Origin of the sequence: Pygmaiobacter massiliensis, assembly GCF_900199435.1 — a bacterium.
GTDB classification, from domain to species: Bacteria; Bacillota; Clostridia; order Oscillospirales; family Ruminococcaceae; genus Pygmaiobacter; species Pygmaiobacter massiliensis.
Window position 1 is genome coordinate 774,577 of the sequence record NZ_OAML01000003.1, and the last position, 17,852, is coordinate 792,428.

17 protein-coding genes are annotated in these 17,852 nt (G+C 50.7%); 4 read left to right on the forward strand and 13 right to left on the reverse strand.

What is annotated here, in order from left to right; translation table 11 throughout:
• Nucleotides 1-37: 37 nt before the first annotated feature.
• From C1A11_RS08215 to C1A11_RS08270, 12 genes are all read right to left on the reverse strand, one after another.
• Nucleotides 38-685 carry an ABC-2 transporter permease gene (locus C1A11_RS08215; RefSeq protein ID WP_102049999.1) on the reverse strand — a complete coding sequence of 216 codons (648 nt, stop codon included), beginning with the start codon at nucleotides 683-685 and terminating at the stop codon, nucleotides 38-40.
• The gene (locus C1A11_RS08220) at nucleotides 682-1,530 is read right to left on the reverse strand and encodes an ABC transporter ATP-binding protein (RefSeq protein WP_102050000.1); all 849 of its coding nucleotides are present in this window, start codon (nucleotides 1,528-1,530) and stop codon (nucleotides 682-684) included. Before C1A11_RS08220 ends, C1A11_RS08215 begins: the two co-directional genes overlap by 4 nt.
• Nucleotides 1,527-1,823 (reverse strand): AbrB/MazE/SpoVT family DNA-binding domain-containing protein, encoded by a 297-nt coding sequence (locus C1A11_RS08225; RefSeq protein WP_102050001.1) that lies wholly within the window; start codon nucleotides 1,821-1,823, stop codon nucleotides 1,527-1,529. The genes C1A11_RS08220 and C1A11_RS08225 overlap by 4 nt, the downstream gene beginning before the upstream one ends.
• A 150-nt stretch (nucleotides 1,824-1,973) precedes the next feature.
• On the reverse strand, nucleotides 1,974-2,633 hold the full coding sequence (gene fsa / locus C1A11_RS08230; protein WP_102050002.1) for a fructose-6-phosphate aldolase: 660 nt from the start codon (nucleotides 2,631-2,633) through the stop codon (nucleotides 1,974-1,976).
• Nucleotides 2,634-2,907: 274 nt separating this feature from the next.
• Entirely contained in the window at nucleotides 2,908-3,864 is a 957-nt protein-coding gene (citG, locus tag C1A11_RS08235) for a triphosphoribosyl-dephospho-CoA synthase CitG (protein ID WP_102050003.1), read from the reverse strand.
• Nucleotides 3,821-4,276 (reverse strand): citrate lyase holo-[acyl-carrier protein] synthase, encoded by a 456-nt coding sequence (gene citX / locus C1A11_RS08240; RefSeq protein WP_242965880.1) that lies wholly within the window; start codon nucleotides 4,274-4,276, stop codon nucleotides 3,821-3,823. Before citX ends, citG begins: the two co-directional genes overlap by 44 nt.
• Before the next feature lie 82 nt (nucleotides 4,277-4,358).
• Nucleotides 4,359-5,417 (reverse strand): [citrate (pro-3S)-lyase] ligase, encoded by a 1,059-nt coding sequence (gene citC, locus C1A11_RS08245; protein ID WP_102050005.1) that lies wholly within the window; start codon nucleotides 5,415-5,417, stop codon nucleotides 4,359-4,361.
• A gap of 30 nt (nucleotides 5,418-5,447) precedes the next feature.
• On the reverse strand, nucleotides 5,448-6,512 hold the full coding sequence (locus C1A11_RS08250) for an AbrB family transcriptional regulator (RefSeq protein ID WP_102050006.1): 1,065 nt from the start codon (nucleotides 6,510-6,512) through the stop codon (nucleotides 5,448-5,450).
• Between the two features lie 105 nt (nucleotides 6,513-6,617).
• A complete protein-coding gene (citF, locus tag C1A11_RS08255; RefSeq protein WP_102050007.1) occupies nucleotides 6,618-8,174 on the reverse strand; it encodes a citrate lyase subunit alpha in 1,557 nt (518 codons plus the stop codon).
• 1 nt (nucleotide 8,175) lies between these two features.
• On the reverse strand, nucleotides 8,176-9,078 hold the full coding sequence (locus C1A11_RS08260) for an aldolase/citrate lyase family protein (protein WP_102050008.1): 903 nt from the start codon (nucleotides 9,076-9,078) through the stop codon (nucleotides 8,176-8,178).
• Complete coding sequence (citD, locus tag C1A11_RS08265) at nucleotides 9,075-9,374, reverse strand: citrate lyase acyl carrier protein (protein WP_102050009.1); 300 nt, start codon at nucleotides 9,372-9,374, stop codon at nucleotides 9,075-9,077. The genes C1A11_RS08260 and citD overlap by 4 nt, the downstream gene beginning before the upstream one ends.
• 52 nt (nucleotides 9,375-9,426) lie before the next feature.
• Nucleotides 9,427-10,737 carry a CitMHS family transporter gene (locus C1A11_RS08270; RefSeq protein ID WP_242965882.1) on the reverse strand — a complete coding sequence of 437 codons (1,311 nt, stop codon included), beginning with the start codon at nucleotides 10,735-10,737 and terminating at the stop codon, nucleotides 9,427-9,429.
• 287 nt (nucleotides 10,738-11,024) lie between these two features.
• Here C1A11_RS08270 and C1A11_RS08275 point away from each other — a divergent pair, with 287 nt between their 5' ends.
• On the forward strand, nucleotides 11,025-11,987 hold the full coding sequence (locus tag C1A11_RS08275) for a LysR family transcriptional regulator (RefSeq protein ID WP_102050010.1): 963 nt from the start codon (nucleotides 11,025-11,027) through the stop codon (nucleotides 11,985-11,987).
• A gap of 289 nt (nucleotides 11,988-12,276) precedes the next feature.
• Here the strand turns inward: C1A11_RS08275 and C1A11_RS08280 are convergent, their stop codons facing one another.
• Nucleotides 12,277-13,587 (reverse strand): hypothetical protein, encoded by a 1,311-nt coding sequence (locus C1A11_RS08280; RefSeq protein ID WP_102050011.1) that lies wholly within the window; start codon nucleotides 13,585-13,587, stop codon nucleotides 12,277-12,279.
• Between the two features lie 194 nt (nucleotides 13,588-13,781).
• Here C1A11_RS08280 and C1A11_RS08285 point away from each other — a divergent pair, with 194 nt between their 5' ends.
• Genes C1A11_RS08285 through C1A11_RS08295 form a run of 3 tightly spaced genes read left to right on the forward strand, consistent with a single transcriptional unit; the run spans nucleotide 13,782 to nucleotide 17,820 of the window.
• A complete protein-coding gene (locus tag C1A11_RS08285; protein WP_102050012.1) occupies nucleotides 13,782-15,212 on the forward strand; it encodes a sodium/glutamate symporter in 1,431 nt (476 codons plus the stop codon).
• The gene (locus C1A11_RS08290) at nucleotides 15,199-16,611 is read left to right on the forward strand and encodes an amidohydrolase (RefSeq protein WP_102050013.1); all 1,413 of its coding nucleotides are present in this window, start codon (nucleotides 15,199-15,201) and stop codon (nucleotides 16,609-16,611) included. Before C1A11_RS08285 ends, C1A11_RS08290 begins: the two co-directional genes overlap by 14 nt.
• A 21-nt stretch (nucleotides 16,612-16,632) precedes the next feature.
• Nucleotides 16,633-17,820, forward strand: a complete 1,188-nt coding sequence (locus C1A11_RS08295) for a M20 metallopeptidase family protein (protein WP_102050014.1) — start codon at nucleotides 16,633-16,635, stop codon at nucleotides 17,818-17,820.
• Nucleotides 17,821-17,852: the final 32 nt, after the last annotated feature.

The following is a 17,852-nucleotide window of genomic DNA, read 5'->3' on the forward strand; positions in this document are numbered from 1 at the left end:
ACCCCTTTTTGTATGGATAAAGCAAGGCTGCTATATTTTAAAGGTCCTGCACTTCAAACGTTTGGACGGCTCTGCGATATGCAAGCAGCGTGAAAGCTGCGTAAAGCAAACCGCCAATTGCGAGAACAAGCAGTTTTGCAGAAAGATTTTGGGGGTCTTTGGTATCCAGTACATCGCGGAAGAACGGCACCACGTGTGCGGCAGCTTCGGCAATGCAGATATAAACAAAAACCACTGCGCTGCCCCAGGCAAAGGCAGTGCCGACTTTGTTGATATCTTTATAGTAAATGGCGAAGAAAACAAGGTTAAACAATCCCATTAATATCAACGAAAGCCCGAATAAGGCAATGTTTGCATCCATGCCAACCTGGGTGCCTGGCAGCGGCATTTGTTGGCGCAGCAAAGCAAAAGGAACCGCGATAACAAGCTGAGCCACCTGCAACAGCACCACAAAAGCAAAACGGCCCTTTACAATGTCCCGCTTTGGAATAGGCAGAGTAAGCGAGTAAAAAACGTCGTTGTTTTCGCGCCCCAGCAAACAGGTGAAAAAGATTGCCAGTGCATTATAAAAAAACACTACATAGTAAGGATAGTTGGGAATAAGCAACATTGCAGAAAGCAGCAAAAATAATGGTGCAGTGGGATGCAGCGCAAGCAGCAGCTCTTTTTTAAGTACGTTTTTCATTCTGCCACCTCTTTTTCAAGATGAATCATAATAGATTCCAGGTCTGCATCAGTGCAGGGCAAGCCGAGTGCTGCAGCATTTTCGGTTTTTACCAGAGCGGTGTAGCCATTTTTGCTGCGCTTGGTTCCAATCAGCAGCGCCTCTTTTTCTAAGGGGCACTTTTCTGCCAGCGTTACAGTTTTATACCCCTGCACAAATGACTGAATCGAAGAATTGGCTAAAATTTCGCCATTTTGGATGTAAATAATCTGGTCAGCGCATTTGTCGAGGTCAGAAGTGATATGGGTAGAAAATAAAATCGTTTTACCCTCGTCGCACAAAGCCATCAAGACATCCAGCAGGTCGTCACGCGATATTGGGTCAAGGCCGCTGGTCGGTTCGTCCAGAATAAGCAGTTCTGCATTGTGCGAAAGCGCCAGCGCAAGGGCGTATTTTACCCGCATACCTGCCGAAAGCTGGCTTGGCGTTTTGTTTTCGTCCAAAGCAAACAGCTTCAAATATTTTTGGTATGCAGCATCGTCCCAAGCGGGATAAAAGGCTTTGGTTACGGCAGTGATTGTCTTTATTTTTTTCTTAGTGTAATAATCAATCCCGCCCGAAACAAAGCCCACCCGTTGCTTGATAGCAAGCTCATGCTCGGTAATTGAATCACCAAAGAAACGGATTTCACCACTGTCTGGGTGCAAGAAATGAAACAATGCTTTTAGCGTAGTGGATTTACCGGCACCATTGCGGCCGATGAAGCCGGTGATTTTTCCTTTTTCCAGCGAAAAAGAAACATTTTTGAGCGTAAAAGCAGGGTAGATCTTGCAAAGGTTTTTTACCGTTAACACTTCTGCACTCATTTGCTCACCTGGCCTTTTTCCTTTGTTTCTTCAATCGCGCTGGCAAAACCGGTAAGATCGGCAGAATCGCCATCGGGGTCAAATGTCTGCGACTTACCTTCAAAAATTGCTTTTGCAATGTCTTCCATAACGCTTTGTTTATGAATAGCGATGCCACGGCTGCTGTCTGCCATAACCATGACACTGTCTCCCGGCTCGATGCCGAACATTTCTCGAATCTCTTTGGGAATAACGACCTGCCCTTTAGGCCCAACTTTCACTGTTGCCATAAAATGCGTTGGTTGCTTTTTCATCTATTTCATCTCCAGTTGGTATTAAAAGTTATACTTGTATAACTAATATACACGTGCTTTTAGAAAAATGCAACAAAAAAGAGCCCAAAATCCAAAGCGTTTTGCATTGGGTTTCAGGGCTCTTTTTATAAACAGCAATAATAAGCGAAATTATGCGCCAAACACCGCGAGGTAATCTTTTTTGAATTTTTCAATTCCCTGGTCGGTCAGCGGGTGATGAGTCATCTGCTCAAGTACCGCATACGGAACAGTGGCGATATGCGCACCAGCAAGAGCGCAGTCGGTCACATGAATGGGGGAGCGCACTGAAGCCGCGATAATTTCGGTAGTGATGTCCGGGTAGTTGTCAAACATCGCTGCAATGGTTTCAATCAGTTCAATGCCCGGCTGGCTGATGTCGTCTAATCTGCCCAGGAACGGGCTGACAAAAGTAGCGCCGGCTCTGGCGGCAAGCAGCGCCTGGTTTGCGCTGAAAATCAGGGTGCAGTTGGTCGGGATGCCCTTTGCGCTGAGCGCTTTGATGGCTTTTAAGCCTTCGGTGGTCATCGGGATTTTCACGACCATGTGTTTCGGGTCCAGCGCATAAATCGCTTCGCCCTCTTTTACCATCTCTTCGGCATCGGTGGTCGTTGCTTTAATTTCACCCGAAATCGGCCCATCTACAAAGGCGGCAATTTCACGCAGAACTTCTGCATAGTCGCGCCCTTCTTTGGCGATGAGGCTGGGATTTGTGGTAACACCTGCAATTACACCCATGTCATTTGCTTTGCGGATTTCCTCCACATTAGCGGTATCAATAAAAAATTTCATGCTATCTTCCTTTCTTATCCGGTCAAAAGGCTGAAGATTTCACCGCTTGGCAGTTTAAAAAGCGCGGCGGTATGGGTTGCCTTAAAACAAGGCAACCCAGCAATAGTTACCTCTTTAATATAGCACAAAATAAGCTAAAATCAACTGCGTGCCGGTACGGCAGGGCGAAAAGAAACCCTCCTGCTCTAACGGTTGGTCAAAAGCAGAAGGGTTGGGGGATAAGAGGAGAAAGATTTATAAAATTTGAGGGGGCATGAGATGAGCGAAGCAATGCTTATATCAGTCGTAAGATGCCAGCCTCTTCCAACTGGCCTAAAAACAGCGAAGCGGCAAGTAAATCTGCGCAACCGCCGGGGCTGATGTTTTGCTCGATAAAACGCCGGTTCATTTCGGCCAGTGCTGAGAGCGCGTGGTTGTCGATGACGGCGAAATCGGCGATGAACTGCTGGGCCTCGGCCTGTACTTGTTTGAGTGCACTGGGGCCCGCCCGGTTTAAGACATTCGTGTCCTCCACCTGTGCCATCAATGTAAGCAATATAAAAAGCTGTGCACTGTTGGCGCAGGGCTGGGTACGGTTTGCCTTTGCCAATGCTGGCAGCCCCACACAGCGCAGAGCCGGGAATCCGTCCAGTGCCTCGCCGCGTATGCCGCGGAAGCCATATTGAGCAAACAGCTTTTCGCCGTGTGTTACAGGCTGGCGACAACGCATTTCTTCAAAATCTTTTTTCAGCCAGGGGGTTGCTGCTGCGCTGCAAAGCTCGAAAAGCTCTCCCGCCGAAAAGAACCCCTTGCGGCGGAACAGATAACCGATGCCAGCTGCGAGAAGCCCAAGCGAAAAAATGGCGCCTTTGTGCGTGTTGACGCCCTCTGTCGCTGCAAACATTGCCTTTTCGGCCTCGGCGCCCAAACGGCGCAGGTGCGGAAACAATACGTCTGAAGCACCGTCAAAATCGTATCCCAGGGCGCCCATTGCAGTGAGGTATGGCGTAATGGCGCGGGTACTGGATGCAAACGTATCATAGCACATATCGCGGTGTGCCCCATTGTCTGCCAGGTCTACCAGGCCTGGTTTTGGCGTGGTGCGCACTTCTTCCATCAGGCCGAAAATAAGTGCCTGCTCCAATTTCGTCAAAAAACGGGCACGGCACAGTTCGGCATGTCCTTTTAAAGGCATTTCTACGGCCGTGTTACTGCATAGAAAAGGCTGCGCACAGGATTCGGTGTATTTCATCGGTCAATTCCTCCACACTGTGTTGCCGGCTGCGGGCGCAGGCATGGGCAGGGGATTCACAAATCAGGCATCGGCGTGGTGCTGCACAAATATCGGTACGGCTCATCTGGCGCCCGTTTGCATCCAGCACGTCAATATCAAATAAACGCCCAAGCGCATCCTGTTCTTCCAACGTTACCATCAGCGCTTTTAGTGCAGCTGCTTCGGCAGCTACACTGTAAAGCATTTCGTAGCCGGTTTTGGCGCGTGTTTCCTTCTGGTCGCTAATCGCCAGATTTTCTTGGGCAAGCAGGGTTTCCACCCTGCGGCAGCCCTCACAAAAGGCTTCCGCAACGCCGCTGAACACTTTGGTAGGGCCGGGGATATTTAAAGTAAGTGAAATTACAGGTTGCTTGTGCCCGTTTAACAACATTTGCTGCTTTTGCGCGCGTTGCTCTCGCGCCTCCAGCATTTCAAGCAGTGTAACTTCTTCGGGAAAAACTGAAGTAACCGGGTTAATAGTGAATCACCTCCACAGCCTGCTGAATCTTTTCGCGCACCGGGCGGCTTTCGTCCGATGCAAAATAGCTATAAGTTGTTTCCGGCACCAATCCGCGCAGTACTTCCAAATTGCCATCGTGAATGGCTTGCCGCACCTGAGAAGCACTGATGGCTTTGCCGTCTTGCGCTTTGCGCGGTGTCACCCGCAAAGCGATTTCGGCAGCGCTCAGCCGCTCGGCCATCACCTCATTATAGATGTTGGTTACCTCGCTGAAAGGCTCTTCGCCCACATAACGCACTGTCACGCCAAGCTTTTGTGCAATTTTGGTAAATAGCTCAGTGTCCAGCGCAGCCTGCGAGCGAATCACTGTTTCGGAGTCTTTTAAAAAGTAAGAAGGGAAGGTAGCGGACGAAATGAGGTAGCTGTCCGTATAGTGATACACAATGTTGCCCAAATGCGCAGACCCAGCGCGCACAAGCTGCTCTCGCACTGCAAACGGCACAAGAGAAGCATCTTCCGACACCATAAAGAGGTGCAGGATATCGCAGTCAGCGGCGGCGGTTTCCAGCAGGTATTGATGCCCCAGCGTGAAAGGGTTTGCGTTCATCACCACCGCACCTATGCGGCTACCTTTTAGCCCAGAGGCTTCGGTTTCTGCCTGCAAGCGGGCAAGATAACGGGCGAAGCCGTTTTTGCGATTTTCTAAAAACACAACCTTGTCACCGCCGCGCGCCACTTCATAAAAACCGAGGTCGGTAAAAAAGTGGGCGGTACTGGTTTTGGTGTATAGAAAAAGGTCAGAATAGCCGCGCCGAAACTGCCAGTCTACCAAATAGCTCACGATTTGCCCCATTAGGCCTTCTCCGCGGTGCCCACTGTCTACTGCAAGGCAGCGCAGTGTATTGGCAAAAGCAGAGCCGGTGGCAACCAACTGATAGTCTTCATCGTACAAGCCGACAGAAAATTCAAGGTTGCCATCTTTTGAGATGCCCTCTGCTTTGAGCAAGGTTTCCATCTCGCGCACTGCGCGGCGGTCACCGGGGCGTATTTCGCTAAAATGATAGTCCGACATGGCGGGCCATTCTCCTTTCTCAGTTACGGGTCAATGCAAAAGCAGCAGCACCAGATGAACCACCTGCGGAAAGATAATCACTACCGCAAGCAAGCGAAGGGTCTGCATCACAACAAGGTTGGGGCTTGTTACACCGAGATCTGCCGAAATCAGGGCCATGTCTGACGCACCGGCGGGGGTTGCGGCCAGCATACCCTCGCGGCGGGTAAAGTGACAGCCGCGGTGAAGCAGTAGCCCGGTTAAAAAACAGTTTACTGCGTAGCCCGCTAAAATAAGCAGGGCAGGTACCAGAACCTGACGCATTTCTATCAAATCTGGCGCGCTGATACTGCTCCCTATGTAGGCGCCCGAAAGAACCTGCGCCATTCGTTTTGCCCACATGGGCAAAACAGCGCGGTCGGTGGTCAGCTTAAACAGTACCGAAGCGATAACGGCAAAGGCCAGCGTACCGGCAGGAATACCGAGCGCACGGCCCAGCAGACCGCCTGCCGTGGCCACAAGCAGGGTAAGAAAAAAGCTTTGCCGTGGTTTGCTGCTTTCGGCAAGAGCACTGTCAGCAACAGGGGCATCCGCAGGCTGCGGTTGAGGTTCGCCACGGGTCATAGCGCGGATTACGGAGGGAAAAATAGCAATCCCCGCCACCATGCGCAAAAATTGCACCGCAGTTACCTTGGCGGCATCTGCCCCCATTTCGGCTGCAATAATAGGGATATCGCTCATACCGCCCGGCACAGCACACATAAAGGCGGTTACCGCGTCTAGCGGGCTAAACCGGTAGACGAGATAGCCCATTAAAAGGTTGAGTGCAAGCATCATAGAAAGTAAAGTCAGGATAGGGCGCAGAAGGCTGCGAAACCCGGCAAGGTCGCTTTTGCTAATGCCACAGCCGATGAATGCACCGGCGGTTACCTGTGCGGCAATTTTGGTCCAGCCCGGCATATAGGCAACACCGGTAAAGATACTTAGCACTGCACTGCCAAGCACCGCACCGACCATAAAGCCGCCGGGTATTTTCACACGGTAGGCTGCATAGCCTACCGAAATTGCGATAAAAAGCGTTATTATAAACCTGAACATAGCGCTCGCTCCTGACATATAGGATGATAAAACCAGCAATATTAAGTATAAAGAGGTTGGGGCCCAACCGCAAGTGGCACTTTGCGGTTGGGCCCCGAGAACAAAAGGTGAGTAGTAGATGGGTTAAAACTGGTAGGGCTTTACCTGATATACCACATCCATGACCGTGCCGTCGCGGGCCTCAATGATGCCCACCGCATGGTCTTCGAACCGGACAGGGTCAGGTGCACCGGTGATGGCATACGCTTTGTCGCGTAGTTCTTCAATGGTGCAGAAGGGCAAGTTGACGTCCTTCATGGCTTCCAGCAGGTCTTTACGTGCCGGGTTGATTGCAATGCCGTAATCGGTGATCACTACGTCTACCGTTTCGCCGGGGGTGGTGACTGCCGTAACCTCACTGCAGATTGCAGGTATGCGGCCCTGCAACAGCGGTACGATTACGATAGTGCATTTTGCACCGGCGGCGGTGTCGGGGTGGCCACCCTGTGCGCCAGTAATGACGCCGTCAGAGCCGACCACGACGTTGCAATTGAAGTGGACATCGACCTCAAGGGCAGCCAGAATGACAAAATCCAGCTGATTGACATAGGCGCCCTTGTTGAACGGGTTCGCATACTCGGATGCCGAGATCTCAAAATGGCGCGGGTTGGTTTTGATGGAATCGATAGCCGCGACATCAAAGTCCTGGGTGTCGACGAGTGTTTCGATGAGCCCGTCTTCGAGAAGCTGGCACATGGGGCCGGCAATGCCGCCCACACCAAACTTCATCTTTATGCCTCGCTCTTTCATGATTTTGCCGAGCGAAAGGGTAGATGCGATGGAAGCACCGCCCACCCCTGTCTGGTAACTGAAGCCGTCTTTAAACCACGGAGTGTTAATGACGAACTGGGTGCAGTAATCGGCCATCAGCAGCTTGCGCATATCGGTGGTGGGCTTTGCTGCACCGGTAGCAATTTTGGCAGGGTTGCCAATTGCGTCTACCACAACAACATAGTCTACATCCACCTGCGAGATGCTGGCCGGAAGGTTAGGAGAAGGCACGAGGCAATCGGTGACTGCTACGACCTTGTCTGCATACTGCGCATCGGACATTGCATAAGAGAGCACGCCGCAGTCGCTTTTGCCGCCGACAGCGCGCAGGTTGCCGTACTCATCAGAGGTAGGGGCACCGATAAATGCAATATCAATGTGCACTTCGCCACTTTCAATGGCGCGTACACGGCCGCCATGCGAGCGCATGATAGCCAGGTTTTTTAGCTTACCGGCAGAGATGGCTTCGCCGATCTTGCCGCGCACGCCGGAAGACTGGATGCCGGTGACGACACCCTCTTCAATCATAGGAACAATAGGGTCATTGGCTTTGCCCATAGAGCTAGCACAGATGGTAATATCTTTAATGCCCATCTGGCGGACTTCCTCCATGACCATATTTAAAACATAGTCGCCATCACGGAAGTGATGGTGGAAGGACAGCGTCATACCGTCTTTGATGCCGCAGGCCACCAGTGCATCGTGAATCGAAGCGATCAGCTTGCTGCGGGTGGGGTCCATGCAGGCGCGGACGGTGGGGGCTGCCTTTTTGTATTCACGGCCCTCCTGAGCGAAGGTGCCGCGGAAGATATCTTTACCGGTTGCAGCGAGTACTGCCTCCGGAATTTCTCTGCCTACTGCGTTTTTCATCTTACAAATCCCCCTCATATACGCCGGACGCTTTTGCGAGTTCAATCGTCCGTTTTGCGCCGTCATAGAAGGCGATGTCGATCATCTTGCCGTCAACAGTGAATACACCGATGCCCTGTGCCTTCTTTTCGTCAATCTCACGCACTACCTTTTCCGCAAAGATAATCTCTTTGGGGGTCGGGGTAAAGATGCGATGCACCACCGCAATTTGGCGGGGGTTGACGAGAGATTTGCCGTCGAAGCCCATCAGTTTAATCATTTCGACCTCTTTTTCAAAGGCTTCCATGTCATCCAGGTTGGTAAAGACGGTATCGAAACACTGCACACCGGCAGCGCGGGCAGCCATAATCATGTGCTGCCGTGCGCCAGCCAGCTCTATGCCGGTGCCGGTGATGTGTGTTTGCAGGTCCTTGGTATAGTCGCCGCCGCTCAGCGCAATGCCAAACAGACGGTCAGAGGATTCGCAGATTTCAAGCGCATTAAGTACGCCACGGCAAGACTCAAGCGCAGCCATCAGCAAGGTGCTGCCTTCGGGACGACCGAACTCCCGCTCGGCAGCGAGTACGTGTTCTTCGACGATCTGGACATCCTTGGCACTTTCGGTTTTTGCAATGCGAATCGCATCGCAGCCACCTGCCACGCAAACACGGATATCTTCTTTCCAGTGGGGGGTATCCAGGCCGTTGATCCGAACAACGCGCTCTATGCCATGGTAGTCAATCTCTTTTAATGCATGATAGAGCGAGAAGCGAGCGGAATCCTTCTGATTCTCCGCAACAGCATCTTCGAGGTCGAGCATAATCGAGTCAACACCGTAAACATACGGGTCTTTAATGAGGCTGGGCTTCTGCGCATTCAAAAACATCATGCTGCGTCTCAGCCTTTTTTTGTTCGGGTGAATCATCGGATGTCACCTCCCCAGGGGAAATTTTCTGTGATGCCATTGGCGCGGTAGACCGCGCACTCTACCCGTGCTTTCAGGGTGCAGTCGAGTGCGCCTTTATCCACCACGGTGACCTTCGCAGCAGTGACACCAAGCCGATCAAGGGTCTCCAGCACCGCTGTGCGGATTTGTCGGCCAAACTGGTTGATAACACTGCTTTCGATAGACAATTCGATGTCTTGGTTGCCGGGCTCAACCGTCACCTGAGCGTCGCTAGACTCCAAGGTGCCGGCCATAGCCGCTTTTAAGATTTCCATAGATCAAAGTTCTCCTTCCAATGGTTTGCGCCGCTTTCTCCTATAATAGTAATTACAGGATAGGCAAGTACCCAAGAGCAAGACCCACTGCCATGAAGATGACGAAGATACCTACGCACCACTTGGCGATATAAGCCTGATACTCAGCGAGGGTAATCTCGGTGCGATCCATCAGCAGATAGATGAAGGGAACCAGCGGGCTGAGGAAGTGGAACGCCTGGCCCATGAGGGATGCAAAGCCGACCTGAAGAGCGGTAAAGCCGTAGGTTTCAGCAGTTGCAGCCAGCGGGGGCAGCACGCCATAGTAGAATGCGTCGTTGTTGAGCAGGTAAGTGCCGGGGGCGCTGATAATTGCGATAATAACCGCGAAGAAACGAGAGAGGGATTCCGGAATGATGGAAACGAGGAACTGTGCGATAGCGCTGGACATGCCTGCGTCTTCGGGTCCGTTAAGAACACCCATAAGAACGCCTGCGCCCAAAACCATCATAACAACGTTAATCATATCCGGAGCAAGGTGGCTGATGACGTTGCGCTGTACTTTCTGGTTGGGGTAGTTGACGCACAGAGCAATGCCGGTGCCAACGCCGAAGAGAATAGCAGAAGAAGCAAGGCCCATAACCAGAGAGACGATGATGCCAACAGTGAGCAGCAGGTTGAAGATGATCAGCTTCGGACGTTTCCAAGCCTGCTCTTCTTCAGAAATCTCGACGAGATTTGCCTGAATAGCACCGGCTTCAGCGCTGCTGACGCCAAGGCGTTTGCGCTCTTTAAGGCCAAGGTAGTAAGCAACAGCAAGCACATAAACAACAGAAAGTGCCATGCCGGGAACCAGCGGAGCAAGGATAACGCCTGCATCGAGGTTAAGTACAGACATAACGCGAGCAGTCGGGCCGCCCCAAGGGATAAGGTTCATAATGCAGTTCTGCAGAATGATAAGGGTTGCAAGATAGATCTTTTTGATCTTCAGTTTGTCGTAGATGGGCAGCAGAGCGGTGCAGCAGATCATAACAGTAGTGGTGCCGTCACCGTCCAGAGAAACGAAGCCAGCGAGCACTGCAGTGCCAACAAGCACCTTCAGGGGGTCGCCTTTGCACCAGGACACAACCTTGTTTACCATCGGGTCGAACATACCAGAGATAAGCATGACACCGAAGTAAAGAATCGCGAAAGTCATCATCGCGAAGGTCGATGCTACGCTTTTGATACCATCCATTGCGTAGCCGAAGGTGTCCCAGCCATATCCCGCGATCAGGCCAAAGACAATGGGGACGAGGATAAGCGAGGTGAAGGGGCTAAGCTTTTTCGTCATGATCAATGCCATGAACACGACGATCATTGCAAAACCGAGAAAAGTCAGCATGATGTTTTCCTCCCATAACAAAAACAATTCTTCTTATTCTTCTTGCAGCCTGTAACACGGCTGCCCTGTATTTTCTCTTTGCTGCGATGCTAGCAACTCGCAGCAAAAGATCAAATCATTTTAGTGCAGGCAACAAATGTAACTATTTTCCAGATGAAACAAAGTTCTGTGATATTGCACATTTTTTGCCTTGCGTTTTCCTCGTGTTCAGTGTAGTATAATGATTGATATAAAGCAAATAGAAAAAATAGCATACGTGCTATAAAAAACATTTATAGGGGGCCGATATGAATCTTCAGCAAGCAAGTTACATATTGAAAGTCTATGAATGTGGAAGTATCTCAGCAGCGGCGAAAGAACTATACGTTTCTCAGCCGGCACTGAGCCACGCCATACAAGTAGTAGAAAAGGAAATCGGGGCGCGCATTTTTGACCGCACCACCGTGCCTATTTCGCTGACCTATGCAGGTGAGCGCTATCTGGAAGCAGCAAAGCAGTTAATGGAGCTGAACCATAACCTTTCGCTGCAGCTGGAAGAAATTAAAAAAGAAGAAAGCGGGCGGCTGGTCATCGGCGTTTCCACCCTGCGCGGCGCAGTGTTTCTACCCAGTATTTTGCCAGAGTTTCACCGCCAATATCCAAGCGTTGAAATAAAGCTGGTAGAAACCGGCTCCACCCAAATGGAAGAGATGCTGTTAAATGGTAAGGTGGATCTTGCTTTTTTGATTTCAGTGCAGGAAAAAACCCATCAAATAGAGTATTTAAGGCTTTGTAAGGAGCGTATGGTGCTGTATGCCGGCAAGAATACCGACCTTGCAAAGCGGATTCCACCCTTCTCGGAAATCAGCATAGACGAAGCAAAAAACGAGACTTTTGTGCTGGCAAAAAAGGGCCACGGCGTGCGCAGTATGCAGGACCATATGTTTTTTGAGCTGGGGATGGAACCGAAGATTTTCCTTGAAACCGAGAGCGTGGTTCTTGCAAAAAACCTTGCGCTCAGCTGTGATATGGTAGCGCTCTACCCGGAAACGCTGGTGACAAACCGGTTGCCTCGCTCCTCTATACAAGAAAGTTATTACTTTATTAAAGGGGAAGAATATACGCGCGAGTTCTACCTTGCATACAAAAAGGGTGCCTACATTACCAAGTACCTGGCAGCCTTTTGTGAGATAGCGCAGAACATTCCGTTCCATGCGCACCCGCTGGTGCAAGACTGGGCCGAGGACGGAATTGCAAAAAACTACCCCTGAAGCTTAGCAGATTCTAAACGCGAAGGGGCCTGCCGCGGCAGCTTTTGAGGGTCATTTTTTTGAAAAAGACGGATAGGACTCTTGTAAGCTTTGCAGCTTCTTAGCGAGAGCAAACCTTGAAAAGCACCTAAAACAGAATAAAAAAGGACGAGCAACGTAAGTTGCCCGTCCTTTTTTGTTGTCTTTTGTCAAAGAAATGCGGCGGTAAAATCATCTTTTGCGCATCAAAACTGCATCAAGTCTTAACGCTTTTTCATAAAACAACTGCCCCATCAAGGGTGAAAACGCCCTAAAGCAAAATCTCACGCATCTTATTTGCGTCAAAATGGTATTCCTTCTCGGGTCTGCCTTTGCGTGCGGGTCCCTGAGAAGGGGTTTCGTAGATTAGTTGTGAGTCCAACAGCTGCTGCAGAATACGATTACAGCTGCGGGAGGTGATGTTCAGCCATTTGGCAAGCATTGCAGAGGTAAGCGCAGTGCCGGGGTCCATCTCGAACAGACCAATAATACGCACCAAATTGCTTTCGTCAATGCCAACCTGCTTTGCATAGGAAGACGCTTTGTGGTTGGTATAGCTGTAAGTCAGCTGACGTGAGAGAGAAAGTGGCCCGGTGAGCAAGGCATCTTCGCCGGTAATGAGAAACGCATCGTTACACCCGTACCGCAAAGACTCCAGCAGCGCACTTTCGGCGTAATAGTGGCTTTGGTCCAGCGAAGGAGAAACACCGATGCCAATCCGGAACGATGCATCAAAGTATTTTTGGAGATAACGGACCAGTTCTTGCAGAATACCAGACATATCGCTGGGGGCGCCTGCCTGGGTGTGCAATTCAAAACGGTCAAACGAAGGCTGAATGCTGTAATCCAGCTTTTTGTCTTTTCTAAAATCGACAAGCAGTTTATATAAGGTAGCTTCGAGGTATTCACGGTCGGTATTGGCAAGTGAAGGCTCCAGCATCAACTTGATGATTGCGGTAATCTGATCGCAGTTTTCTTTCATCGAAAGACGTACTTCTTTCAGTGCCGAACCAATCGATTCTGCAATCATGTCCTCGGTCGGGAAAATGGCAAGGTAGGGAATACCTAGCTTTTCATAGGTGGGGATATTGTTGATACTGCGGGTGAGTACGAGGTCGATTTTACCGGCGTCCCAAAGCTCGCAGGCGCGGCGAGTAATGTGGGCGTAGTCATATACAAAGCTCTCGTAGCAGTAAGGACAAAACTCCGGCTTGAGGTAAGATTTCAGGTTCATGAAATTGTTCAGGGGGGTTAAAAAATCGACCAAAACGCGCTGCAGTGGAATGTTTGGCGTTTCCAACACGAAATTAAGCAGGATGGAAAGAATGTGTTTGGTGTCATAAAAGATGAAACTGCAGGGGATTTCGATGTCTGGAATGTGGTTGAGAATGTAGTGATATCCTAGCTCTCCGCTAAAGAAGATAACATCGCAGTTATCTTTGCAATCTTCATAAATCCACTTAATATCATCCAGCTGATTATAAACGTATCGATGAAACTCGCAGCCAAAATCGCGGCTTTCAATTACTTTATTAATGGGCCCAAGCGAAAGCTCGGGGCTGACGATGGCAACAGAAATCATTGTACTACCTCTTTAATAAGCCCGAAAATTGATAATTTGAGTATGGGCATTGTACCACATTTTGGAACAATGGTCAAAAAAGTTACAAAAAAATCCTAAAAGCATTGACAATTAGTAGATAAATATGCTACTGTAAAAACACAATAAAGGACTTGAATAAAATGTGTCCTTTAATAAATGAGGAGGAATTTCATATGACCAGCGCGTTACTTACAGATTTGCTGAAAAGCCTCGGGCTTTTAGGCGCATTTTTGCTTATTGGTGTGTTTTTGCGAGCTAAGGTAAAGGTTTTTCAGAAAACTTTTATCCCTGCGTCCGTAATTGGCGGCTTTTTATTACTGATTCTTGGTCCCCAGTGCTTTAACGTACTTCCCGTACCGAGTGAATGGTTCTCTGTTTACTCGCTGCTGCCGGGCGTACTGATTGTACCCGTTGTTGCAGCGGTTCCCCTCGGCTTGCGCATTGGCGGCGGCAAATCTGCCGGCGGCGAAAATGCAAGCATAATGAAAAATATCATTCCCCTGATTGGCGTTGGCCTTGGGGTTTCTATTCTTCAGTTTGCAGTAGGCTACGGTGTTCACGCAGGGTTCGGCGGCGAAGGTCTGTATGACACCTTTGGTATCGAGCTGGGCATTGGCTTCGTAGGTGGCCACGGCACTGCCGGTACACTGGGCAATATGCTCTCGGAGATGAACCTGCCTTACTGGGAGACTGCACAGGGCGTTGCTACCACCACTGCAACCTTCGGCATCGTTGGCGGCATTCTGATTGGTATCGCTCTTATCAACTGGGCAGCACGTCACGGCCACACCGCACTGCTGAAAAAACCGGCTGATATCCCCGAACCTCTGCGTGTCGGTTTCGAAAAAGACATTACAAAGCAGGCATCTTGCGGCCGTGAGACCACAATGTCTTCTTCCATCGATACCTTTGCATTCCACTCTGCACTTATCTTTGTTGCTTGCGGCCTTGCCTACATGGTACTGAAAGCAGCAAAAGCATTCAGTATCCCCGTCCTGTCCAGCATTTCTGTTTGGGCTTACGGCATGATTGTCATGTTCATCATCTGGGGCATCATGTGCAAACTCAAAATTGATTATCTGGTAGACGGCAAAGTAAAGAGCAAAGTTTCCAGCGCGTTTACTGAGTTTGCCGTTATCGCTGCAATCGCCAGCTTGCCCATCAAAGCAGTTGCTGCTTACATTGTGCCGATTCTTATCATGGTTGTGCTTGGCTACATTGTAACCACCGGCGTTCTCTTTTTCTTCTGCAAACGTTTCCTCAAAGGCTACTGGTTTGAGCAGATGATTGGCACCCTGGGCATGAGCACCGGCGTATTCCTCACCGGCGTTTTGCTGCTTCGCATCTGCGACCCCGAACTTGAGAGTCCGGCACTCGCAAACTACTCGCTCTCATACACGGTTACCAGTGTTATCTACTTTGCACTGTTGAACATGTTTATCAACCTGCCGATTAATCTCGGTGCAGGTATGGCCGCGGTCATTGCACTGGTGCTTGGCATCGTTTGCCTCGCAGCGGGCGGTATCGCTAGCCGTGTCTGCTTTGGCAAATCCTTTACAGGAAATAGTACAGCAAAAGGCGTAGGAGCAAATGGAAAAGTATAGCGAAATTTTAACCCAGTTAAATGCTGAAATCTGGGACAGCGCAGAAATCAAATTCTCAGAGCATCGCTCTGCCAACGCTATGGCAAAACTGCTTTTTCAGCAGGGCTTTAGCGTAGAGCAGGGGATTGCAGGCATGGAAACTGCCTACCTTGCAAAATGGGGCAGCGGAAAACCGGTTATCGGGTTTCTCGCAGAGTACGATGCGCTTTCTGGTTTAAGCCAGCAGGCCAATGTTGCGATGCGGATGCCCCGAGCAGGTGTCACCTGCGGGCATGGCTGCGGACACAATCTGCTGGGCACTGCTGCCCTTGGTGCTGCTTTGCAGCTCCGGGATTATTTGCAGGAAACCGGAAAGCCCGGCACTGTGGTACTCGTCGGCTGCCCGGCAGAAGAAGGCGGCTCCGGCAAAGCATATCTTGCAAGAGCAGGTGCTTTTGACGGACTCGACGTGGCACTTACCTGGCACCCCGGCAGTGGCAATGCCGTAATGACGGGTTCGCTGCAGGCCAACTGCCAAGCCTACTTCCGTTTCAAAGGCACTTCCTCGCACGCGGCCGCTGCTCCCCATTTGGGGCGCAGCGCGCTGGATGCGGTGGAACTGATGAATGTGGGCGTCAACTATATGCGTGAGCATATGGAGTCAACCGATCGTATTCATTATGCAGTCACCGATACCGGCGGCAGCTCACCCAATGTGGTGCAAAACCATGCAGAGGTGCTTTACCTCGTGCGTTCTACAGAAACCGAGAAGGTGAAAAAACTGTATGAACGCGTTTGTAATGTTGCACGCGGTGCGGCATTGATGACCGAAACCCAGGTGGAAATTGTTTTTGACAAAGCGTGCTCCAATATCATCTCTAACAGCGTGCTGGAGCAGCTTCTTTACGACAGCATGATTCAAATCCCCATGCCGCGGTATACCGAAGAAGAGTTGGCTTACGCAGAGCAGTTTAAAGCAACGGTAAGCGAACAGGATGTTGCAGGCGACCTTTCGCTAATGATGCTTCAAGGGCAGGAGAAAAAACAGGCAATCGCGCGGTATGCCGCAAAGCCCATGGTTGATTTTGTGCTGGAGCATCGGCATCTCGAAATCAACATTCCTGGTTCTTCGGATGTGGGCGACGCCAGCCACGTAGTGCCTACTGCCCAGTTTATAGCAGCGTGCTATACGCCGGGCACCCCCGCACACTCATGGCAGATGGTTGCGCAGGGCAAATCTGAAATTGCCGTAAAAGGCATGCTTTATGCGGCGGATGTACTCACAGATGCGGCAAAGAAAATCGTAGACGACCCGAGCATCGCACAAGCTGCACGCGAAGAGTTTATCAAGAGCACCGACGGAAAAGCTTATGAATGCCCCATCCCGTCCGAAATTAAACCCAATAGCAACGCAAAATAATTTTATAGTAAGGACAAAACCATGATTGCAGAAACAGCAAAAAGTTTGAACGATCATCTTATAGAGCTGCGGCATGCTTTCCACAGTCATCCGGAAGTATCCGGACAGGAGAAAGAAACCGCAGCTAGGGTAGCCGCAGAATTGCGCACCATCCCGGGCTGGCAGGTGACCGAGCAGATGGGTGGCCATGGCGTAGTTGCTGTGCTGCAGGGGGCAAAACCCGGCAAAACGGTGGCATTGCGCGCCGATATGGACGCGCTGCAAATCACAGAAGAAAACGATGTGCCGTACAAATCGCAAAACCCGGGTGTGATGCATGCTTGTGGGCATGACATTCACACCACGGCACTGCTGGGGGCCGCACATTTGCTGGCTGGCCAGCAGGCGCAGCTGTGCGGCACAGTACGGCTTATCTTTCAACCGGCAGAGGAGCTTTCGCCAAATGGCGGTTCCCGCGCAATGATTGCCGCGGGTGCACTTGGCGACGCGGATGCCGTATTTGGCTTTCACGTTTGGCCCGACCTGCCACATGGTGAGGTAGGCTGTATCGCCGGCCCGCTCATGGCGGCGTCGGATCACTTTTCGGTGACGATACAGGGCCGTGCCAGCCATGCAGCCAAGCCGGACGAAGGCATTGATGCTGTGGTGGTAGGTGCACAGTTTATAAACGCAGTGCAAACCATCATCAGCCGCTGTACCGACCCGCTGCAGTCTGCCGTAATTACGGTAGGCAAATTTACTGCGGGCACCCGATACAACATTGTAGCCGAAACCTGTGAGCTGGAAGGAACCTGCCGCACCCTCAACAACGAGGTGCGGGATTTCATTGAAGCACAGCTGCAAAAAACACTTGATGGCATTTGTGCTATCTACGGCGCCAAAGGCACGCTGAATTACGAGCGCGGCTATATGGCTGTCGTGAACGACGCGCAGATGACAGAGCAGGCTCGCGAAACGGTGGAAAAGTTGTTTGGCAAACAGGCAATCCACAGCCACGAGATGCCATCAATGTGTGCCGAGGACTTTGCTTTTTATCTGAATGAGAAGCCCGGCGCTTTTCTGTGGCTGGGAACCGGCATAGAAGGCGAAACTTCCTACCCATTACATAACTCGAAGTTCCATGTGGATGAGGACATTTTATGGCGTGGTGCGGCATTGCTTACACAGCTTGCCTTGGATGTCACTGCGGATGGTTCACAAGAGGCCTAAAACTTTCTCACATTAAAAAAGGTGCTGCATAA

What these genes read in the sequence shown, in the direction of transcription:
- C1A11_RS08270 (WP_242965882.1), bottom strand. Translation starts at nt 10,737, where the DNA reads ATGCTGACTTTTCTCGGTTTTGCAATGATCGTCGTGTTCATGGCATTG.
- citC (WP_102050005.1), bottom strand. Translation starts at nt 5,417, where the DNA reads ATGTCGGACTATCATTTTAGCGAAATACGCCCCGGTGACCGCCGCGCA.
- citX (WP_242965880.1), bottom strand. Translation starts at nt 4,276, where the DNA reads ATGTTGTTAAACGGGCACAAGCAACCTGTAATTTCACTTACTTTAAAT.
- C1A11_RS08215 (WP_102049999.1), bottom strand. Translation starts at nt 685, where the DNA reads ATGAAAAACGTACTTAAAAAAGAGCTGCTGCTTGCGCTGCATCCCACT.
- citF (WP_102050007.1), bottom strand. Translation starts at nt 8,174, where the DNA reads ATGAAAAACGCAGTAGGCAGAGAAATTCCGGAGGCAGTACTCGCTGCA.
- fsa (WP_102050002.1), bottom strand. Translation starts at nt 2,633, where the DNA reads ATGAAATTTTTTATTGATACCGCTAATGTGGAGGAAATCCGCAAAGCA.
- C1A11_RS08220 (WP_102050000.1), bottom strand. Translation starts at nt 1,530, where the DNA reads ATGAGTGCAGAAGTGTTAACGGTAAAAAACCTTTGCAAGATCTACCCT.
- C1A11_RS08280 (WP_102050011.1), bottom strand. Translation starts at nt 13,587, where the DNA reads ATGATTTCTGTTGCCATCGTCAGCCCCGAGCTTTCGCTTGGGCCCATT.
- C1A11_RS08285 (WP_102050012.1), top strand. Translation starts at nt 13,782, where the DNA reads ATGACCAGCGCGTTACTTACAGATTTGCTGAAAAGCCTCGGGCTTTTA.
- citG (WP_102050003.1), bottom strand. Translation starts at nt 3,864, where the DNA reads ATGAAATACACCGAATCCTGTGCGCAGCCTTTTCTATGCAGTAACACG.
- C1A11_RS08295 (WP_102050014.1), top strand. Translation starts at nt 16,633, where the DNA reads ATGATTGCAGAAACAGCAAAAAGTTTGAACGATCATCTTATAGAGCTG.
- C1A11_RS08250 (WP_102050006.1), bottom strand. Translation starts at nt 6,512, where the DNA reads ATGTCAGGAGCGAGCGCTATGTTCAGGTTTATAATAACGCTTTTTATC.
- C1A11_RS08225 (WP_102050001.1), bottom strand. Translation starts at nt 1,823, where the DNA reads ATGAAAAAGCAACCAACGCATTTTATGGCAACAGTGAAAGTTGGGCCT.
- citD (WP_102050009.1), bottom strand. Translation starts at nt 9,374, where the DNA reads ATGGAAATCTTAAAAGCGGCTATGGCCGGCACCTTGGAGTCTAGCGAC.
- C1A11_RS08275 (WP_102050010.1), top strand. Translation starts at nt 11,025, where the DNA reads ATGAATCTTCAGCAAGCAAGTTACATATTGAAAGTCTATGAATGTGGA.
- C1A11_RS08260 (WP_102050008.1), bottom strand. Translation starts at nt 9,078, where the DNA reads ATGATTCACCCGAACAAAAAAAGGCTGAGACGCAGCATGATGTTTTTG.
- C1A11_RS08290 (WP_102050013.1), top strand. Translation starts at nt 15,199, where the DNA reads ATGGAAAAGTATAGCGAAATTTTAACCCAGTTAAATGCTGAAATCTGG.